The following is a 16,823-nucleotide window of genomic DNA, read 5'->3' on the forward strand; positions in this document are numbered from 1 at the left end:
TCAGAGCCCCGCCGTCTTGAGCGCCGCGGCCTTCTTGATGGCCGAGCGGATTTTGGGATAGGTGCCGCAGCGGCAGAGATTGCCGCCCATGGCGTTGTCGATGTCGGCATCGCTTGGGTCGGCGACTTCATCGAGCAGCGCCACCGCGCTCATGATCTGGCCGGCCTGGCAGTAGCCGCATTGCGCGACCTGTTCCTCCAGCCATGCCTGCTGCACCGGATGCAGTCCGCCTGCCGTGCCGATGCCTTCAATGGTGGTGACGGCGCCGCCGACCTCGCCGACGGGAAACGAACAGGAACGCACCGGCTGACCGTCGACATGCACAGTGCAGGCGCCGCAGGCGGCGATGCCGCAGCCAAACTTTGGCCCGGTCTTGCCAATGAGATCGCGCAGTGCCCACAGCAGCGGCATGTCCGGATCGGCGTCGATATCGAATGACTGACCGTCGACGGTGAGGCGCATGGGGATACCCTTTGTTGTCGTCCACTGCCAAGGGCGAAGCGGCCTCCCGGCCGTTTCGCTCCGATACAGATTGACAAATTTCGTCATTTTGTCAATTAGGATTTTGCAGGATAGAATTGCTCGATGAACCAGATCGAAGACATCGCCACCGCCGATCCCAAACGCGCCCGTATTCTGGATGGCGCGATGAAGGTGTTTTTGGCCTATGGCTTCTCGCGCACCACCATGGACGACATCGCCCGTGCCGCCGACATGTCGCGCCCGGCGCTCTATCTCCTGTTCAAGAACAAGACCGACATTTTCCGCGCCATCGCCATGATGATCCTGTCGCGCTCGGTCGAGGCGGCAAGATTTGCCCTAGCCGGCGATGGCCCTTTCAACGAGCGCATGATGCGAGCCATCGATGAGGCCTTTATCTCGATGATGAGCGCGGTCGTTGCCTCGCCGCACGGCGCCGAATTGCTGGACATGAAATCGAGCCTTGGCGATCTGGTGGGCTGCTGGCGCGGCGGGCTTGGCCAACACATCGGCGCCGCGATAGAGGGCGAGGCAGCCAGGAACGGCGTCGATCTGGCGGCCAGGGGCCTGTCGGCGCAACTGCTTGCCGACATGCTGCTCGACGGGCTGGAAGGCATGAAGGCGCGGATCAGAGATCCGGAGGGGCAGCGGCAGGCAGCCGCTGCCCTGATCAGGGTGATCGACCTGACCTTGAAAGCATGATTGCGGACCAATCGATGCACATCGATTGGTCGCTCAGGCGCGCCGGCGCTCCGCCTCCGGGTTCTTGCGCGCCGCAAGAAATTCCTTGACCCGCCGGCCGGGTGCCGGACCGCGCACCGGCTTGTAGCCGTCATCCAGTTCGCCGGAGAGATCGAGCGTCGGTCGCTTGCCGACGGCGTCGTAATTCTCTTCCAGCCAGTCGCTGGCGGCGGTGCGGCCGAGATCTCTGAGATAGGTCAGGAACGCCCATTCGGCATTGACCTTCGAGGACGCCGACAGGTCCTTGAACGCCTCGTCGGCATCGATGCGGTGCATGCGGATGTCGCGATACTCGCCATGCGGCAGACGGCCGGCGGCGATCAGCTCCTTGACGAAGGCAATCGAGCGGAATTCGCGCAGCAGCCCGGCGTTGAAGGTGATCTCGTCGATGCGGTTCTGGATCTCGTTGGCGCTTCTTGGTGTTCCCTCGCGCACCACCGGATTGATCTGCACCAGAAGCACGTCCTCGGTCGCGGCCGTCTTGAAGAACGGATAAAGCGCCGGATTGCCGCCATAGCCGCCATCCCAATAGGGCACGCCCTTGATCTCGACGGCGCGGAACAATTGCGGCAGGCAGGCCGAGGCCATCACCGTATCGAGGTCGATCTCGCCGTCGGAAAAGACGCGCAACTGTCCGGTCTCGACATTGGTCGCCGAGATGAACAGTTCCATCGACTTGCAGGCGCGGACGTTCTCGAAATCGATCTCCTGCTGCACCACGTCGCGCAGCGGATTGAGGCCGAGTGGGTTGGCGACATAGGGCGAGAACACCCGCGACATGGTGTCGAAGAAGAGATAGCCGGGCGTGTTCTCGATCGACCAGTTGCCCCAGGCGACGTCCCACGGCATGCGCTGCACCGGGCTGAACCGCCCCTTGGCCGCCACCGCGCGCCAGAAATCGTCAAGTTTTTGCCGCGCGCCTTCGACACCGCTGCGCACATATCCGTCGGCCAGCGCCACCGCGTTCATGGCGCCGGCGCTGGTGCCGGACACTGCTGATATCTCCAGCCGTCCGTCCTCCAGCAGCCGGTCGAGCACACCCCAGGAAAAGGCCCCGTGCGAGCCGCCGCCCTGAAGCGCTACGTTGATCTTCTTCGTCTCCTCCGCCTTGCCGTTCTTGGTCATGGCGTCGTCCTTGATCTGTCCCTTTGGGTGGATGAGAGAGTTTTGCGCCTCACGCGGCGGTCCAGCCGCCGTCGACCGAGAGATGCGTGCCGTTGACCTGCGCCGCCGCGTCCGAGCACAGGAACACCGCCGCTGCCGCGATCTGCTCCACCGTGACGAATTCCTTGGTCGGCTGCTTGTCCAGCATGACCTCACGGATGACGGTCTCGCGGTCCATCTGATGGGCTTTCATCTGGTCGGGGATCTGCGCCTCGACCAGCGGCGTCAGCACATAGCCGGGACAGATGGCGTTGCAGGTGATTTTTTCGCGCGCCAGTTCGAGCGCAACGGTTTTGGTCAATCCCATGATGCCGTGCTTGGCCGAGACATAGGCCGATTTGAACGGTGACGCGACCAGGCCATGCGCCGAGGCGATGTTGACGATCCGGCCGCCGCCGGCCTTTTTCATCAGCGGGATGGCGGCCGCGATGGTGTGGAACGCCGACGACAGGTTGATGGCAATGATGGCGTCCCATTTCTCGATCGGGAACTCTTCCACCGGGGCGACATGCTGGATGCCTGCATTGTTGACGAGAATATCGACCGAACCGAATGTCTCGGCCGCCTTGGCGATCAGCGCCCGGCATTCGGCCGGCTTCGACATGTCGGCCTTGATATAGGCCGTCTTCACCTTGTGCTGTCTGGCGATCGCGTCAGCGATGGCGTGGTCGGCAGCCGTGTCGGAGAAGGAGTTGACGACGACATTATGGCCTTCGGCCGCCAACGCCTGGGCGATGGCCAGGCCAATGCCCGATGTGGAGCCGGTGATGACTGCGGTTTTTCTGGCGGCCAAGGTCGAAATCCTCTGGTTGCGGCAAGAGCGATCTTATGTTGCAGTGCAGCATATATGCTCAATGCGACGCAATAACAGCGGCCAGAATTTTTCGACGAGATGAAATTTTCGTCATGAGCGGCCACACGGCCGCTCACCAGGAGGATCCTGATCGGATCGGTGTCGCTCGCCAGGCGCCGAAAGAACCTCAGGCGACCAGGTCCGGCACCGGCCCGACATAGCGCGACTGCGGTCGGATCAGCCGTCCAGTCGTCTGCTGTTCACGCGCATGCGCGATCCAGCCGGCCACGCGCCCGGCGGCAAAGACATTGCTGAAAGCTTGCGGCGGAAAGCCCGCCGCTTGCAGCACCAGCGCGGTGTAGAACTCGACATTGGTCTGCAGCGAACGCTGCGGCTTGGCGATCCTAAGCACCTCGAGCGCCGTTTGCTCGACGGTCTCCGCAAATGCCAGCCGGCGACCGGTTTCGCCCTCGCCGCCGAGTTGCCGCACCACGGCCTTCAGCACATCGGCGCGCGGATCGCGCACACGGTAGATGCGGTGGCCGAACCCCATGATGCGCCTGCCCTGCGCGATCTCGTTGCGCAGCCAGCCGGCGGCATCGCCATGCGCCTGGATCGCATCCAGCATCTCGATGACGGGGCCAGGCGCGCCACCATGCAGCGGCCCTTTGAGCGCGCCAAGCCCGGCCAGCACAGAGGATGTCAGGCCGGCCTGCGTGGAGGCGACCACGCGCGTCGCAAAGGTCGATGCGTTGAGGCCGTGGTCGCAGACGGTCACCAGATAGGTGTCGAGCGCTTTTGTGAGCGCCGGCGAGGCGGCGCGGCCGCTCAGCATCCTCAGCATGTCGGCGGCATGATCGGTGCGGCTGTCCGGCGCGATCGGCGCCTCGCCGCGCCGCAGGCGCAGCAGCGCCGGCGTCAGCACGGCGGGCGCCGCGATCAGCAGCAAGGCGTCGGTCAAGGTCTCGCCATCCGGCAACTGCGCCATGCCGGCGCGCATGGCGCTGTAGACATCGAGCGGCGCCAGCGAAGTCAGCGAGGGCAAGAGCCGTTCGAACACGTCCGCACGCGCCTGTCCCAGCGCCCGCGTCAGTTGCGCATCATCGGGAAGGTCGTTGAAGAAGCCGTCGAGCAGCAGCCTAACCACCTGGGCATAGTTCCAACGGCCGGCCAACTCCGGCAGCGAATGACCTCGGATCGTCAGACGGCCGCCAAGACCATCCACATCGGAAAGCACGGTTTCCGCCGCCACCACATCATCGAGCCCATTCGCCATAGCCTGTCTCCTTGAAGCATTTCCGGATCGGAGATAGAGATGGGCAACGTTTCCATCAATCTTGATCAATAGAATCAATATCAGGGCAGATATGTCCGAGTGGTTGTCCCGGGAAGAGGCGCTGGAGAGACTCAAGGTGCGGGCGCAGACGCTGTACGCCTATGTCAGCCGTGGGCGCATCGGCATGCGGCCCGACCGCGCCGATCCGCGCCGCAGCCAGTACCGCGCCGACGATATCGCCGCACTGGCGACCCGCCGGGCGCGCGGCCGCAGCCCGTCAGTCATCGCCGAAAGCGCCATCGCCTGGGGCGAGCCCTCGATCGTAACGGCGATTTCGACCGTCTCGCAAGGTCGGCTCATCTATCGCGGGCAGGACGCCGCAGTGCTCTCCGGGCACGCCACACTGGAAGAAGCCGCCGCCGTTCTGTGGGCTCTGCCGAAACCGGTGGCTTTCGAAGCAGCGTCGCCGGACGCACCCCATCAAGCTGGCCGAGCCTCGGCCTTTGCGCAACTTGCCGTGCTTGCCGGCCAGGGGCGCCCGTCGCTCGGGCGCAGCGCCGCCTCGCTGCATACCGATGCCGCGCACGCGGTCGGCGTGCTGGCCGCCGCGCTGGGCGCACCGGCGGGGTCAAATCCCGTCCATCAGCGGCTTGCGCAGGACTGGTCGGTGGATTCCGGCCGCGCCGATGCGATCCGCCGTGCGCTTGTCCTGCTTGCCGATCATGAACTGAATGCGTCGACCTTCGCCGCGCGCGTCGCAGCCTCGACCGGCGCGCCGCTGGCCGCTTGCCTGCTGGCAGGGCTCGCGACGCTGTCAGGCCCGCGCCATGGCGGCGCCGGCGAGGCGGTGATGCAACTGGCGGAGGATGCGGCGCGGCATGGCGCCGATGCGACGATCCGGCGCTGGCTCAGCCATGACCGGCCGCTGCCGGGGTTCGGTCATCAGCTCTATCCTGACGGCGACCCCCGCGGGGCGGCGCTGCTGTCGGTGATCGAGGTTGACGGCACACTATCGTCGCTGCGCGACGCTGCCTTTGCGGCGACCGGCGCGCTTCCCAACATCGACTTTGGGCTGGCCGCGCTGACGCGCAGCCTAGGCTTGCCGCGCGATGCACCGTTCCGCCTGTTCGCGCTCGCACGCAGCGTCGGCTGGGCCGCGCACACGGTCGAACAGATAACAAGCGGAAGTGTCATCCGGCCGCGCGGCCGCTATGAGGGCGTGCTGGTGTAAGGTCGCAAGAACGCCAGGCGCTCAGGACATCGTGTCGAGCTTGCGCTGCATGGCCGCGATCTGGTCCTTAAGTTCCTGAAGATCGTCGGGCTTGTCAGGCGTTTCCTTCCTGGCCGGCTCGGGCGACGTCGCAGCGGCTGGCGTGGAGCCCGCAGGCGGGAACGGCGTGAACAGCCGCATCGCATTCTGGAACATTTCCATGTTGCGGCGTGTCTGTTCCTCCAGCGCCTTGATCGGCGTGGTGATCTTCATCATGTCGAGCGGCGACTTGCCGAGCGCCCCCTTCATCTGCTCGCGAAAACGCTCCTGCTCCTTGGAAAAGGCAAGCATCGACTGTTCGAGGAAGCTCGGGACGATCATCTGCATCTGGTCACCGTAATAAGCGATGAGCTGGCGCAGGAACGGGATCGGCAGCATGTTCTGCCCGTCCTTGTTCTCCAGTTCGAAGATGATCTGGGTCAACACCGGATGCGTGATGTCGTCGCCGGTCTTGGCGTCCTGGACGGTGAACTCCTCGCCCTTCTTGACCATCTCGGCGAGGTCCTCGAGCGTCACATAGGTGCTGGTGCCGGTGTTGTAGAGGCGGCGATTGGCGTATTTCTTGATGATGATCGGATCGTCTTTAGCGGCCATCTACATCCTCCCGGGGACACCGGCGCGCCTCTGAGTAAGCCGCCGATAACGATTGTGCCTTTTTTGAGGATATGCGCAAAAGCCTCACAATTCCAAGCAGTTTGTGCAGTGCGGGATCACTAAATGCTGCATGGCAGGCAAAATATGCTGCGCAGCAATGGACGAATGGCCGCCATGGCAAGGCATGGCCTGCTTGCGGCGCATGGGCGCCATGCCCATTTCCGGTTTGACTTGGGGTTGGGAAAGGGCAAGAAAAGTCCCCAACGACAGAGCAACACCCTTGAAGTCTGGAGAAGAAAATGTCCGCTTCCATCGTCATTGCCAGTGCGGCGCGCACGCCGGTCGGCTCCTTCAACGGCGCTTTCGCCGCCACCCCGGCGCATGAGCTCGGCGCCGTCGTCATCACGGAATTGCTGTCGCGTGCCGGCGTCGAACCAGGCGAGGTCGACGAGGTCATCCTCGGCCAGGTGCTGACCGCCGCGCAAGGCCAGAACCCGGCCCGCCAGGCATCGATCAATGCCGGCCTGCCCAAGGAAACCACCGCCTGGGGCCTCAATCAGGTTTGCGGCTCGGGCCTGCGCGCCATCGCGCTCGGCATGCAGCAGATCGCCATCGGCGATGCCAAGGTGATCGTCGCCGGAGGCCAGGAATCGATGTCGCTTTCGACGCATGCCCAGCACCTGCGCGCCGGCGTCAAGATGGGCGACTTCAAGCTGATCGACACCATGATCAAGGACGGGCTGTGGGACGCCTTCAACGGTTACCACATGGGCAACACAGCCGAAAACGTCGCGCGTCAGTTCCAGATCACCCGCGAAGACCAGGACCAGTTCGCGCTCGCCTCGCAAAACAAGGCCGAGGCCGCGCAGAAGGCCGGCAAGTTCAAGGACGAGATCGTCGCCGTCACCATCAAGGGCAAGAAGGGCGACACCATCGTCGACCAGGACGAATACATCCGCCACGGCGCCACGATCGACGCCATGACCAAGCTGAAACCGGCTTTCGACAAGGACGGCACGGTAACCGCCGCCAACGCCTCCGGCATCAATGACGGCGCCGCCGGCGCGCTGCTGATGAGCGAAGCGGAAGCGGTGAGGCGCGGCATCACCCCGCTGGCGCGCATCGTGTCCTGGGCAACCGCCGGCGTCGATCCGCAGATCATGGGCACCGGACCCATTCCCGCCTCGCGCAAGGCCTTGGAAAAGGCCGGCTGGTCGGTCGGCGATCTCGACCTGGTCGAGGCCAACGAAGCCTTTGCGGCGCAGGCCTGCGCCGTCAACAAGGACATGGGCTGGGATCCCTCGATCGTCAACGTCAATGGCGGCGCCATCGCCATCGGCCATCCGATCGGTGCGTCCGGCGCTCGCGTCTTCAACACGCTGGTCTTCGAAATGCGCCGGCGCGGCGCCAAGAAGGGTCTCGCTACCCTGTGCATCGGCGGCGGCATGGGCGTCGCCATGTGTGTCGAAGCACTCTGAAGAAAGTCACTAAACGGGCGGCGTGCATGCATGTCGCCCAAAACTGCGCAGCGGTTTTGGGAACACCGACATGTATAAAACCAAACATCTGAAGCGCATCGCCTGAATCTACCTCAGCGCGACGCGCTTTAGCCGCCCGTTCTGTATCCAGTGCCTGCCAAGCCCGACAACAGGGCGATATCAAAAAAGGGGAAATGCATGACCAAGGTAGCAATCGTCACAGGCGGATCGCGCGGCATCGGCGCGGCGATCTCGATCGCATTGAAGACCGTCGGCTATTCGGTTGCGGCGAACTATGCCGGCAATGACGCCGCAGCGGCGAAATTCAAGGCTGAGACCGGCATTCCGGTCTACAAATGGTCGGTCGCCGACTATGATGCCTGCGCCGCCGGCATCAAGCAGGTCGAGGCCGATCTCGGCCCGGTCTCGGTGCTGGTCAACAATGCCGGCATCACCCGCGACGCCATGTTCCACAAGATCACGCGTGAGCAGTGGAAAGAGGTCATCGACACCAACCTGTCCGGCGTCTTCAACATGACGCATCCGCTGTGGAGCGGGATGCGCGACCGCAAGTTCGGCCGCATCATCACCATCTCCTCGATCAACGGCCAGAAGGGCCAGGCCGGCCAGGTCAACTATTCCGCCGCCAAGGCCGGCGATATCGGTTTCAGCAAGGCTCTCGCCCAAGAGGGGGCTCGCGCCGGCATCACTGTCAACGTCATCTGTCCCGGCTATATCGCCACCGAGATGGTCAAGGCGATCGACGAGAAGGTGCTCAACGAGCGCATCATTCCGCAGATTCCTGTCGGCCGCCTCGGTGAGCCCGAGGAAATCGCGCGCTGCGTCGTCTTCCTCGCATCCGAAGATGCCGGCTTCATCACCGGCTCGACCATCACGGCCAATGGCGGCCAGTATTTCGCCTGACGACGGCGATGTAGGCGCAGAGATCGACGGGCCGGCGCGCCGGCCCGTTTTCGTTGGCGCCATGGTCCTTCGAAGTGACAGCACGGCTGCTGACCCAATCCGGCACGCAGAGGTTAACAGCGGCCCGGCCGGCCTGTGCGAAACCTGCTTCCAAGCCTGTGGATTCTCGGTGGATAAGCTGTTCACAACACAAGATATTGGGGTGAACAAAACGGGAAAATTCCGCTATCGCTGATTCGTCGCCGATTCGTTCCGGCTTTGAGCTGAACGTTAACGACGACAGCCTGAATCCCCTGCCAATTGCTTAACGCGGATTAAGAAAGATCAACAATTTCATAACCTTGGTCGAGGCATGCCAAGCCACTGTGATCGTTTATCGACAAAGGTTAATGGCAATGCCCTCTTAGCACGAAACGGGCCAGTTCAGCGATTCAGCATGTGGTGCGTGTCGCGGCCGCGAAATCCACATATAGCCGTGAACAAAAGCTGAATCTGCAGGAGTCACTGATTCGTCGCCGATTCGTTCCAGACTCGTTCTATCCGTTAATCCGCATCTGATTGAGAGCTTGACAGAACCACCTTCTGGCTGCCGACGGAACATTCCGCTTTCGCTTCGCGCCCGAAATCCCTATGTGTCGCCTGTCATACGCGCCATTTGAGGCACGCTCCCGACAACCAGAGGCCAGAAGCCTTATCTCCAGGTCCCGGAAGCCTTATTCTAGGTTGATGAACATCCAGCCCAAACACACTGAGCCGCTGATCCTGTCGGGCCGCGACGTGACCGCCGTGCTCGGGCCGACCAACACCGGCAAGACCCATCTCGCCATCGAGCGCATGGTGGCGCATGAGAGTGGAATCATCGGCCTGCCGCTCAGGCTTCTGGCGCGCGAGGTCTACGCCCGCGTCTGCGAAAAGGTCGGCGCCCACAAGGTTGCGCTGATTACCGGCGAGGAAAAGATCCAGCCACCGGGCGCCAAATATTCGGTCTGCACCGTCGAGGCCATGCCGCGCGAGACCGACGCCGCCTTCGTCGCCATCGACGAGGTGCAGCTCGCCGGCGACCTCGAGCGCGGCCACATTTTCACCGATCGCATCCTGCACCTGCGCGGCCGCCAGGAAACGCTGCTGCTGGGCGCCGCCACCATGCAAAGTATCCTGCAGCGCCTGCTGAGGGGTGTCTCGGTGGTGACGCGGCCGAGGCTGTCGCATCTTGCCTATGCCGGCTCCAAGAAGCTGACCCGCCTGCCGCGGCGCACGGCGATCGTCGCCTTTTCCGCCGACGAGGTCTACGCCATCGCCGAGTTGATCCGCCGCCAGCAGGGCGGTGCCGCCGTCGTGCTCGGCGCGCTCTCGCCGCGCACCCGCAACGCCCAGGTGGCGCTGTTCCAGTCCGGCGATGTCGACTACCTCATCGCCACCGATGCCATCGGCATGGGTCTCAACCTCGATCTCGACCACGTCGCCTTCGCCCAGAATCGCAAGTTCGACGGCTTCCAGTATCGCAATCTGACGGCGGCCGAGCTTGGCCAGATCGCCGGCCGCGCCGGCCGGCATCTGCGCGACGGCACGTTCGGTGTCACCGGCCAGGTCGACCCGCTGGACGAGGATCTGATCAAGAAGATCGAAGGCCACGACTTCGACCCGGTGAAGGTGCTGCAATGGCGCACCGCACATTTCGACTTTGCCAGCCTCGACGCGCTGAAGCGCTCGATCGAAACCAACGCCCCGGTCGAGGGACTGACACGGGCATTGCCTGCCGTCGATGCACAGGCGCTCGAGCATCTGTCGCGCGACGAGGACATCCGCGCACTCACCACCAATGCCAAGCGCGTGGCGCTGCTGTGGGAAGCCTGCGCGCTGCCCGACTACCGCAGGATCGCGCCGGCCCAACATGCCGATCTCATTGCCTCAATCTACACGGACCTCGCACGCCACGGCCATGTCGACGAGAATTACATGGCCGAGCAGGTGCGCCGCGCCGACACAACAGAGGGCGACATTGATACGCTCTCGCATCGCATTGCCCAGATCCGCACCTGGACATTCGTGTCGAACCGGCCCGGCTGGCTGGCCGATCAGGCACACTGGCAGGAAAAGACGCGCGAAATCGAAGACAGATTGTCGGATGCGCTGCATGAGCGGTTGACGAAACGCTTCGTAGACCGCAGGACTTCCGTCCTCATGCGGCGCCTTAGAGAAAATACCATGCCTGAAGCCGAAATTAGTTCTACCGGAACCGTCCTTGTCGAAGGCCACCATGTCGGCGAGCTGCAAGGGTTCCGCTTCACCGCCGACCAGACCGCCGGCGGCGAAGACGCCAAGGCGGTGCGCACCGCTGCCCAGAAGGCGCTGGCCGCCGAGTTCGAGGCGCGCGCCGAACGCTTCGGCGCCTCGGCCAATGGCGATATCGCCCTCGGGTCGGATGGCACGCTGCGCTGGATCGGTGCGCCGATCGGCACGCTTGTATCAGGCGAAGACGCGCTGAAGCCGCGGCTGGTGCTGCTGGCCGACGAACAGCTGACCGGCCCGGCGCGCGACAAGGTCGCCGCGCGTGCCGAGCGTTTCGTCAATTTCCAGATCGAGTCGCTGCTGAAGCCGCTGGTCGACTTGAAAAACGCCGACCAGATTTCCGGCATCGGCCGTGGCATCGCCTTCCAGCTGGTCGAGAATTTCGGCCTCATCAACCGCCGCGACATCGCCGAGGAGATGAAGTCGCTCGACCAGGAAGGCCGCGCAGCCCTTCGCCGGCTTGGCGTGCGCTTCGGCGCCTACCATGTCTTCGTGCCGGCGCTGATCAAGCCGGCGCCTGCCGGGCTGGTGACGCTGCTGTGGGCGCTGAAGAACGACGGCAAGGACAAGCCAGGTTTTGGCGACGTGGTCCATGCGCTCGCCTCGGGTCGCACCTCGGTGGTCATCGACCCCGCCTTCGACAAGACCTTCTACAAGCTTGCCGGCTACCGCAATCTCGGCCGTCGCGCCGTGCGCATCGACATCCTGGAACGGCTGGCGGATCTGATCCGTCCGGCGACCAACTGGAAGCCCGGTCTCGGCCAGCGCCCGGACGGCGCCTATGACGGCCAGTCCTTCATGGTGACGCCGCCGATGATGTCGATCCTCGGCGCCACCGCGGACGATATGGAAGAGATCCTCAAAGGTCTCGGCTACCGTCCCGAGCCGAAGCCGGCCGTCGAGGTCAAGGCGCGGCTCGAAGCACAGGACAATGCCGCGCGCGAAGCAGCGATGGCGAAGCTTGCGGCGGAAGAGGCTGCACGAGCCGAGCAGACCAAGGCGGCGGACGCCGCAGCAGAGGCAGCAGTCGAAGGGTCGGAGCCGGCATCGGACGCAGTGGCCGTTTCGGAAACGGCGACCGAAATCACCTCCGACGCCGCGGCGGAACCTGCTGCGCCTGCCGTGGAAGAACAGGCGGACGCTCCGGTCGAAACCGTGCAAGACGAAGCGCCTGTTGCCGAGGCTGCTGCTGAACCGGCACCGGTTGAACCGCAGGCAGAGGCTGAAGCTGCCGAGACTGAAGCCGCAGCGGCAGAAAAAGTTGCACCGGCCGAGCTGGTGTCAAATGCCGCGCCGGCAACGGACGCCGCGCCGGACGAACCCGTGACGGTGACTGAAGCAGCCACCGGGGAACCCGCTCCGGAAGCCGAAGCGCCAAAACCCATCCTGTTGTGGCGTCAGGGTCGTTTCGAACAGCGCCCGCGCAACCGCGACGACAACCGCAGGAACAATCGCCCACGCAACGGACAAGCGCGCGGCCGAAGCGATGCGCCTGCGGACGCCGGCGCACCGGCCGCCGCTGCACCCGGAGAGCGTCCGGCCCATGAAGGACGGCGCGATGGAGCCGGCAAGCCGCGCTTCGACCGCTCGAAGTTCAAACCCAAGCCGCAGGCCGAAGGCGAACAGCGACGTGACAGGCCGCAGGGCGAGCGTCCCGACCGCCGCGAAGGCCGTCCCGACTGGAAGGGTGGCAGGCCGGATGGCAAGGGTGGTCCGCAAGGCGGCAAGCCCGCCTTCCAGCCGAAGCCGCGCGAGGAGCGTCCGGTGCGTTTCGATCCGGATTCGCCCTTCGCCAAGCTCGCCGCTCTGCGCGACCAGTTGAAGAAGTAGAACCCGGCTCGCTTCGATGGTTGCCGAAGGCCGCCAGCGCATCGACAAATGGCTGTTCTTCTCCCGCGTCGTGAAATCGCGCTCGCTGGCGGCAAAACTGGTCGTCGCCGGCCGGGTCCGCATCAATCGCGACAAAGCAGCGCAGGCCTCAGATCAGGTCAAGCCGGGCGACGTCCTGACCATCACGCTCGAGCGGCGCATCTTCATCTGGAAGGTCCTTGGCGCGGGTGCGCGACGCGGCCCGGCCGAGGAAGCCCGTACGCTCTACGAGGATATGTCGCCACCGCCCGCACCGAAGGGCGAAGCCCCTCCCGATGCAATTCCGGGGCTGCGCGAGGCCGGCAGCGGCCGCCCGACCAAGAAGGAACGTCGCCAGACCGACCGATTGCTCGGCGAAGATTGATGCCTGGCGTCCAAAAACAGGCGGCGCTTGCCAGGATAACCACGTGTTTGAAGCAAAACTGAACCCGGCAAACAGGAAGCCCTGCATGAGGTCGCCGGCCTCTGGGGCGCCGGCTGCCTGGAATTCCATTTCGAAACGCTGATGCCGACAGGAATGGCTGCCCTTGCAAGCAGCGGCCAAAGGCGTTACCTGACGGAAAAAGCCCAATAAAATGGGACGTCCCGGAGCCGACCGATGACCTATGTCGTGACCGACAATTGCATCAAATGCAAATACATGGACTGCATCGAGGTCTGTCCGGTCGATTGTTTCTACGAAGGCGAGAACATGCTCGTCATCCATCCCGACGAGTGCATCGACTGCGGTGTTTGCGAGCCGGAATGCCCGGCCGACGCGATCAAGCCCGACACCGAGCCCGGCCTCGACAAATGGCTGCAGGTCAACACTGAATACGCCGAGAAATGGCCCAACATCACCGCCAAGAAGGAACCGCCGGCAGACGCGAAATCCTTCGACGGCGAGGCCGGCAAGTTCGAGAAATACTTCTCCGCCGAGCCCGGCGAAGGCGATTGACAATACGGCCGCAGAGGCCGGTATTACGCAGGGTAAGAGGCACGTCACATTAACCGGCTTGACAGCCGGCGCCGGGTTGTGGCCTTCGCGTATGCAGCAAAACCTTGATTCTTCCGACTTTTTGTGTTACATCAGCGAAACATGCCGGTGACACAACGTCGATTTATGGCGCAGACGCCCCAAATCACTGAAAGGTGAAAATCCCATTCGGACCAGAGCGATCTGGGCCAGGCGGTCGCGATGTTGCGGTTTGCCGGTCCGGCTTTTCCGATGGGTTCATCTGTTGTGCGGCTAACGGTCGGTTTCTCCGATCGCGCGAGTTCGGGCCGGCAGGACGCCGGTACCACAACAAGGAGTTCAGTGCGCAATGGCAACGATCACCCCGCAGAAGAAGTCCACCGCTGCGCGTCACGGTTTCAAGACCGGCGAGTACATCGTCTACCCGGCGCATGGCGTCGGCCAGATCGTCTCGATCGACGAGCAGGAAGTTGCTGGACACAAGCTGGAACTGTTCGTCATCGACTTCTCGAAGGACAAGATGCGCCTGAAGGTGCCGGTCGCCAAGGCGACCTCCATCGGCATGCGCAAGCTGTCGGAAGAGGATTATGTCGAGCGCGCGCTGAAGGTCGTGCAGGGCCGCGCCCGCGTCAAGCGCACCATGTGGTCGCGCCGCGCCCAGGAATATGATGCGAAGATCAATTCGGGCGACCTGATCTCGATCTCGGAAGTCGTGCGTGACCTCTACCGCGCCGACAACCAGCCGGAGCAGTCCTATTCCGAGCGTCAGCTCTACGAGGCGGCGCTCGACCGCATGGCCCGCGAGATCGCGGCCGTCAACCGCATGTCGGAAACCGAAGCCGTGCGCCTGATCGAGGTCAACCTCAACAAGGGCCCTAAGCGTGGCGCCAAGGCCGACAATGAAGAGGCCGAGCAGGAAGAAGCTGCCTGATCTTTCTCACCTTTCGAGAAATCCTGCCAGAAACGATTGGAGGCTCCGGTTTGACCGGGGCCTCTTTTGGTTTCGGGCGGCAGCTTCGATGTTGGTAGGCCCTGCGCACCAGCGTGCTGCATCGCGGCTTGCCGGCGCGCCGAGCCGTCGAGCGCGCGTTTTCGTTTTAACGTGTGTCGCCACTTATCGCCTTGCCGCCAAAGCAGACCGCGGCAATGGTCTCGCGCAATTCCTCGTCGGCGATCGGCTTGTGCAGGATGCGGCTGCCGCTGGCGCTGATCTCCTTGAGGCGCGCCGGCGACGTATCGCCAGTAATGATGATGGTCGGGACAAGCCGGCCGATATGGGCGTGAAGCGCACGGATCGCGTCGGTGCCGGTGGTGTCATTCTCGAGACGGTAGTCTGCGATGATCAGGTCGACCGGCGCATCGCCGGCAGCCAGCGCCGCCGTATGGGCCTCCTGCGCCTCTGCGGCGGAGCGGCCGGGATAGACACGATGTCCCTCCAGGCTGAGCAAGCGCACCATGGCATCGAGAACGTCGCCCTCGTCCTCGACCACCATGATGCCGGCGGCACTGCTGGCCGGCGATGTCGTGTCGACCTCCAAGCGAGCTTGCACCGCGCCGGCCTTCGCGACGGTGATGGAAAACAGGGAACCGCGCCCGGACGTCGAAGCCAATTTCAGGGGGTGCCCCAACAGCTCGGCGGTGCGGCGAACGATGGCGAGCCCGAGTCCCAAGCCTTGCGTGCGGTCCCGCGCCGGGTTCTGCAACTGCACGAACTCCTCGAAGACCATCCCCTGCTGATCGGCGGGGATGCCGGGGCCGCTGTCGAGGACCTGTATCTCCACACATGCGCCGCGCCGGCGACAGCCCAGCAGGACACCACCTTGCTTGGTGTAGCGAAGGGCATTCGAGACCAGGTTGTTGAGGATGCGCTTCAACATCATCGGGTCGCTGTCGACGTAGAGACTGCTGTCTACCACGCGCCACGTAAGTCCGCGTTGTTTTGCCTCGGCGGCGAATTCATTGCGAAGATCACCAAAGAGGTCGCGCAGCGGCACCGCCTCGCTCGTGACCGTGACGATGCCCGCATCGAGCCGCGAGATATCGAGCAAAGCGTTGAGCAGCCCACTGAAGTTGCTGACAACCGATTTCGCCCGGCTGGCCAGATCGCGCGCCTCGCCGGAGGGTACGTCGCCGCGCTGCCCCAATATGGCAAGCGTCGAGACCAGCAGGCTCAGGGCATGGATCGGTTGGCGCAGATCGTGACTCGCCGCCGCCAGAAAACGCGTCTTGGCACGGTCGGCGGTCTGCGCCCTGTCGCGTTCCTCTTGCAGGTGCTCGACCAGTGTTTCGTTCTCCAGTCGCAGGCTGACGGTTTCGCGCAGCATGCGGTAGGTGATACGGCAGTAGTAGAAATTGATCGCCACCAGCGATGCGAGCAGGAACAGGAAGGCGCCGGAAATATCGCTTTGGGTGGTCAAGCAGCGCAAGGCGACCGGAACCACCGTGGCCAGGATGGAACCGACCAGCGCCGGCGGAAAGGCCGACAGCGACGGCACCGTACCGCAGACGAGACCAGTCAGGACGATGACCGTGAAGGACAGCACGATCGGCGCCTCGGGCATAAAGCCGACCCAGCCAAGCACCCCCCACAGAAGGCCCGACATACAGGAAAACGCCGTGGCCAGCCATGCCCAGCGCAAGATCGAGCCGCGATCCCTTGAGCGGCTGAAAAAACGGCGCGACGCCAGCACCCGGAGAGCCGTCAGCAGATACAGCGCCGCCAGCCAGCCGGTCAGCCAATTGGCGGAAACGGCCGTTCTCAGAACATAGACCGCCGCCATCGAGATCACGATGTTGGAGATGACCACGCCGTAGGAATTGCGATACAGGAGTTCGACCAGGGCCTGGCGTATCTTGTCTTCCTGCATCGAATCCCTCCAATTGTCCCAAGTAATTCTCCGGCCGGTCTTCCCCGGTACCGTTGATCTACCGGCAACCTGTTTCGCATAAGTTGGCGATCGATCCATATACGCCGCCGCAGCCCTGGATGG

General features: G+C 63.8%; 15 protein-coding genes. 8 read left to right on the top strand and 7 right to left on the bottom strand.

Annotation, left to right across the window (positions count from 1 at the left end):
• Positions 1-462: a (2Fe-2S)-binding protein gene (locus LB559_RS17105; protein WP_063169182.1), complete on the bottom strand. Its 462-nt coding sequence runs from the start codon at positions 460-462 to the stop codon at positions 1-3.
• Positions 463-585: 123 nt separating this feature from the next.
• Between LB559_RS17105 and LB559_RS17110 the strand changes: the two genes are divergently transcribed.
• Positions 586-1,182 (top strand): TetR/AcrR family transcriptional regulator, encoded by a 597-nt coding sequence (locus LB559_RS17110; protein ID WP_027162498.1) that lies wholly within the window; start codon positions 586-588, stop codon positions 1,180-1,182.
• Between the two features lie 33 nt (positions 1,183-1,215).
• Here LB559_RS17110 and LB559_RS17115 read toward each other — a convergent pair whose 3' ends face one another.
• The 3 genes from LB559_RS17115 to LB559_RS17125 all read right to left on the bottom strand — a co-directional run bounded on the left by LB559_RS17115 (position 1,216) and on the right by LB559_RS17125 (position 4,454).
• A complete protein-coding gene (locus LB559_RS17115) occupies positions 1,216-2,346 on the bottom strand; it encodes a patatin-like phospholipase family protein (RefSeq protein ID WP_224674574.1) in 1,131 nt (376 codons plus the stop codon).
• Positions 2,347-2,395: 49 nt separating this feature from the next.
• Positions 2,396-3,178 (bottom strand): 3-hydroxybutyrate dehydrogenase, encoded by a 783-nt coding sequence (locus LB559_RS17120; protein ID WP_127369067.1) that lies wholly within the window; start codon positions 3,176-3,178, stop codon positions 2,396-2,398.
• A 187-nt stretch (positions 3,179-3,365) separates the two neighbouring features.
• Positions 3,366-4,454: a citrate synthase/methylcitrate synthase gene (locus LB559_RS17125; protein WP_224674575.1), complete on the bottom strand. Its 1,089-nt coding sequence runs from the start codon at positions 4,452-4,454 to the stop codon at positions 3,366-3,368.
• A 91-nt stretch (positions 4,455-4,545) separates the two neighbouring features.
• On the opposite strand from LB559_RS17125, the gene LB559_RS17130 reads away from it, so the two are divergent.
• On the top strand, positions 4,546-5,685 hold the full coding sequence (locus LB559_RS17130) for a citrate synthase (RefSeq protein ID WP_224674576.1): 1,140 nt from the start codon (positions 4,546-4,548) through the stop codon (positions 5,683-5,685).
• Between the two features lie 21 nt (positions 5,686-5,706).
• On the opposite strand, the gene phaR is transcribed toward LB559_RS17130, so the two are convergent.
• Positions 5,707-6,318, bottom strand: coding sequence for a polyhydroxyalkanoate synthesis repressor PhaR (gene phaR, locus LB559_RS17135; RefSeq protein WP_013529185.1), 612 nt, complete (start codon positions 6,316-6,318; stop codon positions 5,707-5,709).
• An 84-nt stretch (positions 6,319-6,402) separates the two neighbouring features.
• Entirely contained in the window at positions 6,403-6,531 is a 129-nt protein-coding gene (locus LB559_RS32900) for a hypothetical protein (RefSeq protein WP_255337222.1), read from the bottom strand.
• Between the two features lie 86 nt (positions 6,532-6,617).
• On the opposite strand from LB559_RS32900, the gene LB559_RS17140 reads away from it, so the two are divergent.
• The 6 genes from LB559_RS17140 (at position 6,618) to LB559_RS17165 (ending at position 14,764) form a co-directional block, all read left to right on the top strand.
• Positions 6,618-7,796: an acetyl-CoA C-acetyltransferase gene (locus LB559_RS17140; protein ID WP_024502944.1), complete on the top strand. Its 1,179-nt coding sequence runs from the start codon at positions 6,618-6,620 to the stop codon at positions 7,794-7,796.
• 198 nt (positions 7,797-7,994) lie between these two features.
• Positions 7,995-8,720 (top strand): acetoacetyl-CoA reductase, encoded by a 726-nt coding sequence (gene phbB, locus LB559_RS17145; RefSeq protein ID WP_013529183.1) that lies wholly within the window; start codon positions 7,995-7,997, stop codon positions 8,718-8,720.
• Positions 8,721-9,446: 726 nt separating this feature from the next.
• Complete coding sequence (locus LB559_RS17150) at positions 9,447-12,839, top strand: helicase-related protein (RefSeq protein ID WP_224674577.1); 3,393 nt, start codon at positions 9,447-9,449, stop codon at positions 12,837-12,839.
• A 16-nt stretch (positions 12,840-12,855) separates the two neighbouring features.
• A complete protein-coding gene (locus LB559_RS17155; RefSeq protein ID WP_013529181.1) occupies positions 12,856-13,242 on the top strand; it encodes an RNA-binding S4 domain-containing protein in 387 nt (128 codons plus the stop codon).
• 234 nt (positions 13,243-13,476) lie between these two features.
• Complete coding sequence (fdxA, locus tag LB559_RS17160) at positions 13,477-13,815, top strand: ferredoxin FdxA (protein WP_013529180.1); 339 nt, start codon at positions 13,477-13,479, stop codon at positions 13,813-13,815.
• A 367-nt stretch (positions 13,816-14,182) separates the two neighbouring features.
• Positions 14,183-14,764: a CarD family transcriptional regulator gene (locus LB559_RS17165; RefSeq protein WP_013529179.1), complete on the top strand. Its 582-nt coding sequence runs from the start codon at positions 14,183-14,185 to the stop codon at positions 14,762-14,764.
• 166 nt (positions 14,765-14,930) lie between these two features.
• Here the strand turns inward: LB559_RS17165 and LB559_RS17170 are convergent, their stop codons facing one another.
• Positions 14,931-16,700, bottom strand: a complete 1,770-nt coding sequence (locus tag LB559_RS17170) for an ATP-binding protein (RefSeq protein WP_224674578.1) — start codon at positions 16,698-16,700, stop codon at positions 14,931-14,933.
• Between the last annotated feature and the right edge of the window lie 123 nt (positions 16,701-16,823).

Source organism: Mesorhizobium sp. BR1-1-3, assembly GCF_020165455.1.
In the GTDB taxonomy this organism is placed as follows: Bacteria; Pseudomonadota; Alphaproteobacteria; order Rhizobiales; family Rhizobiaceae; genus Mesorhizobium; species Mesorhizobium ciceri.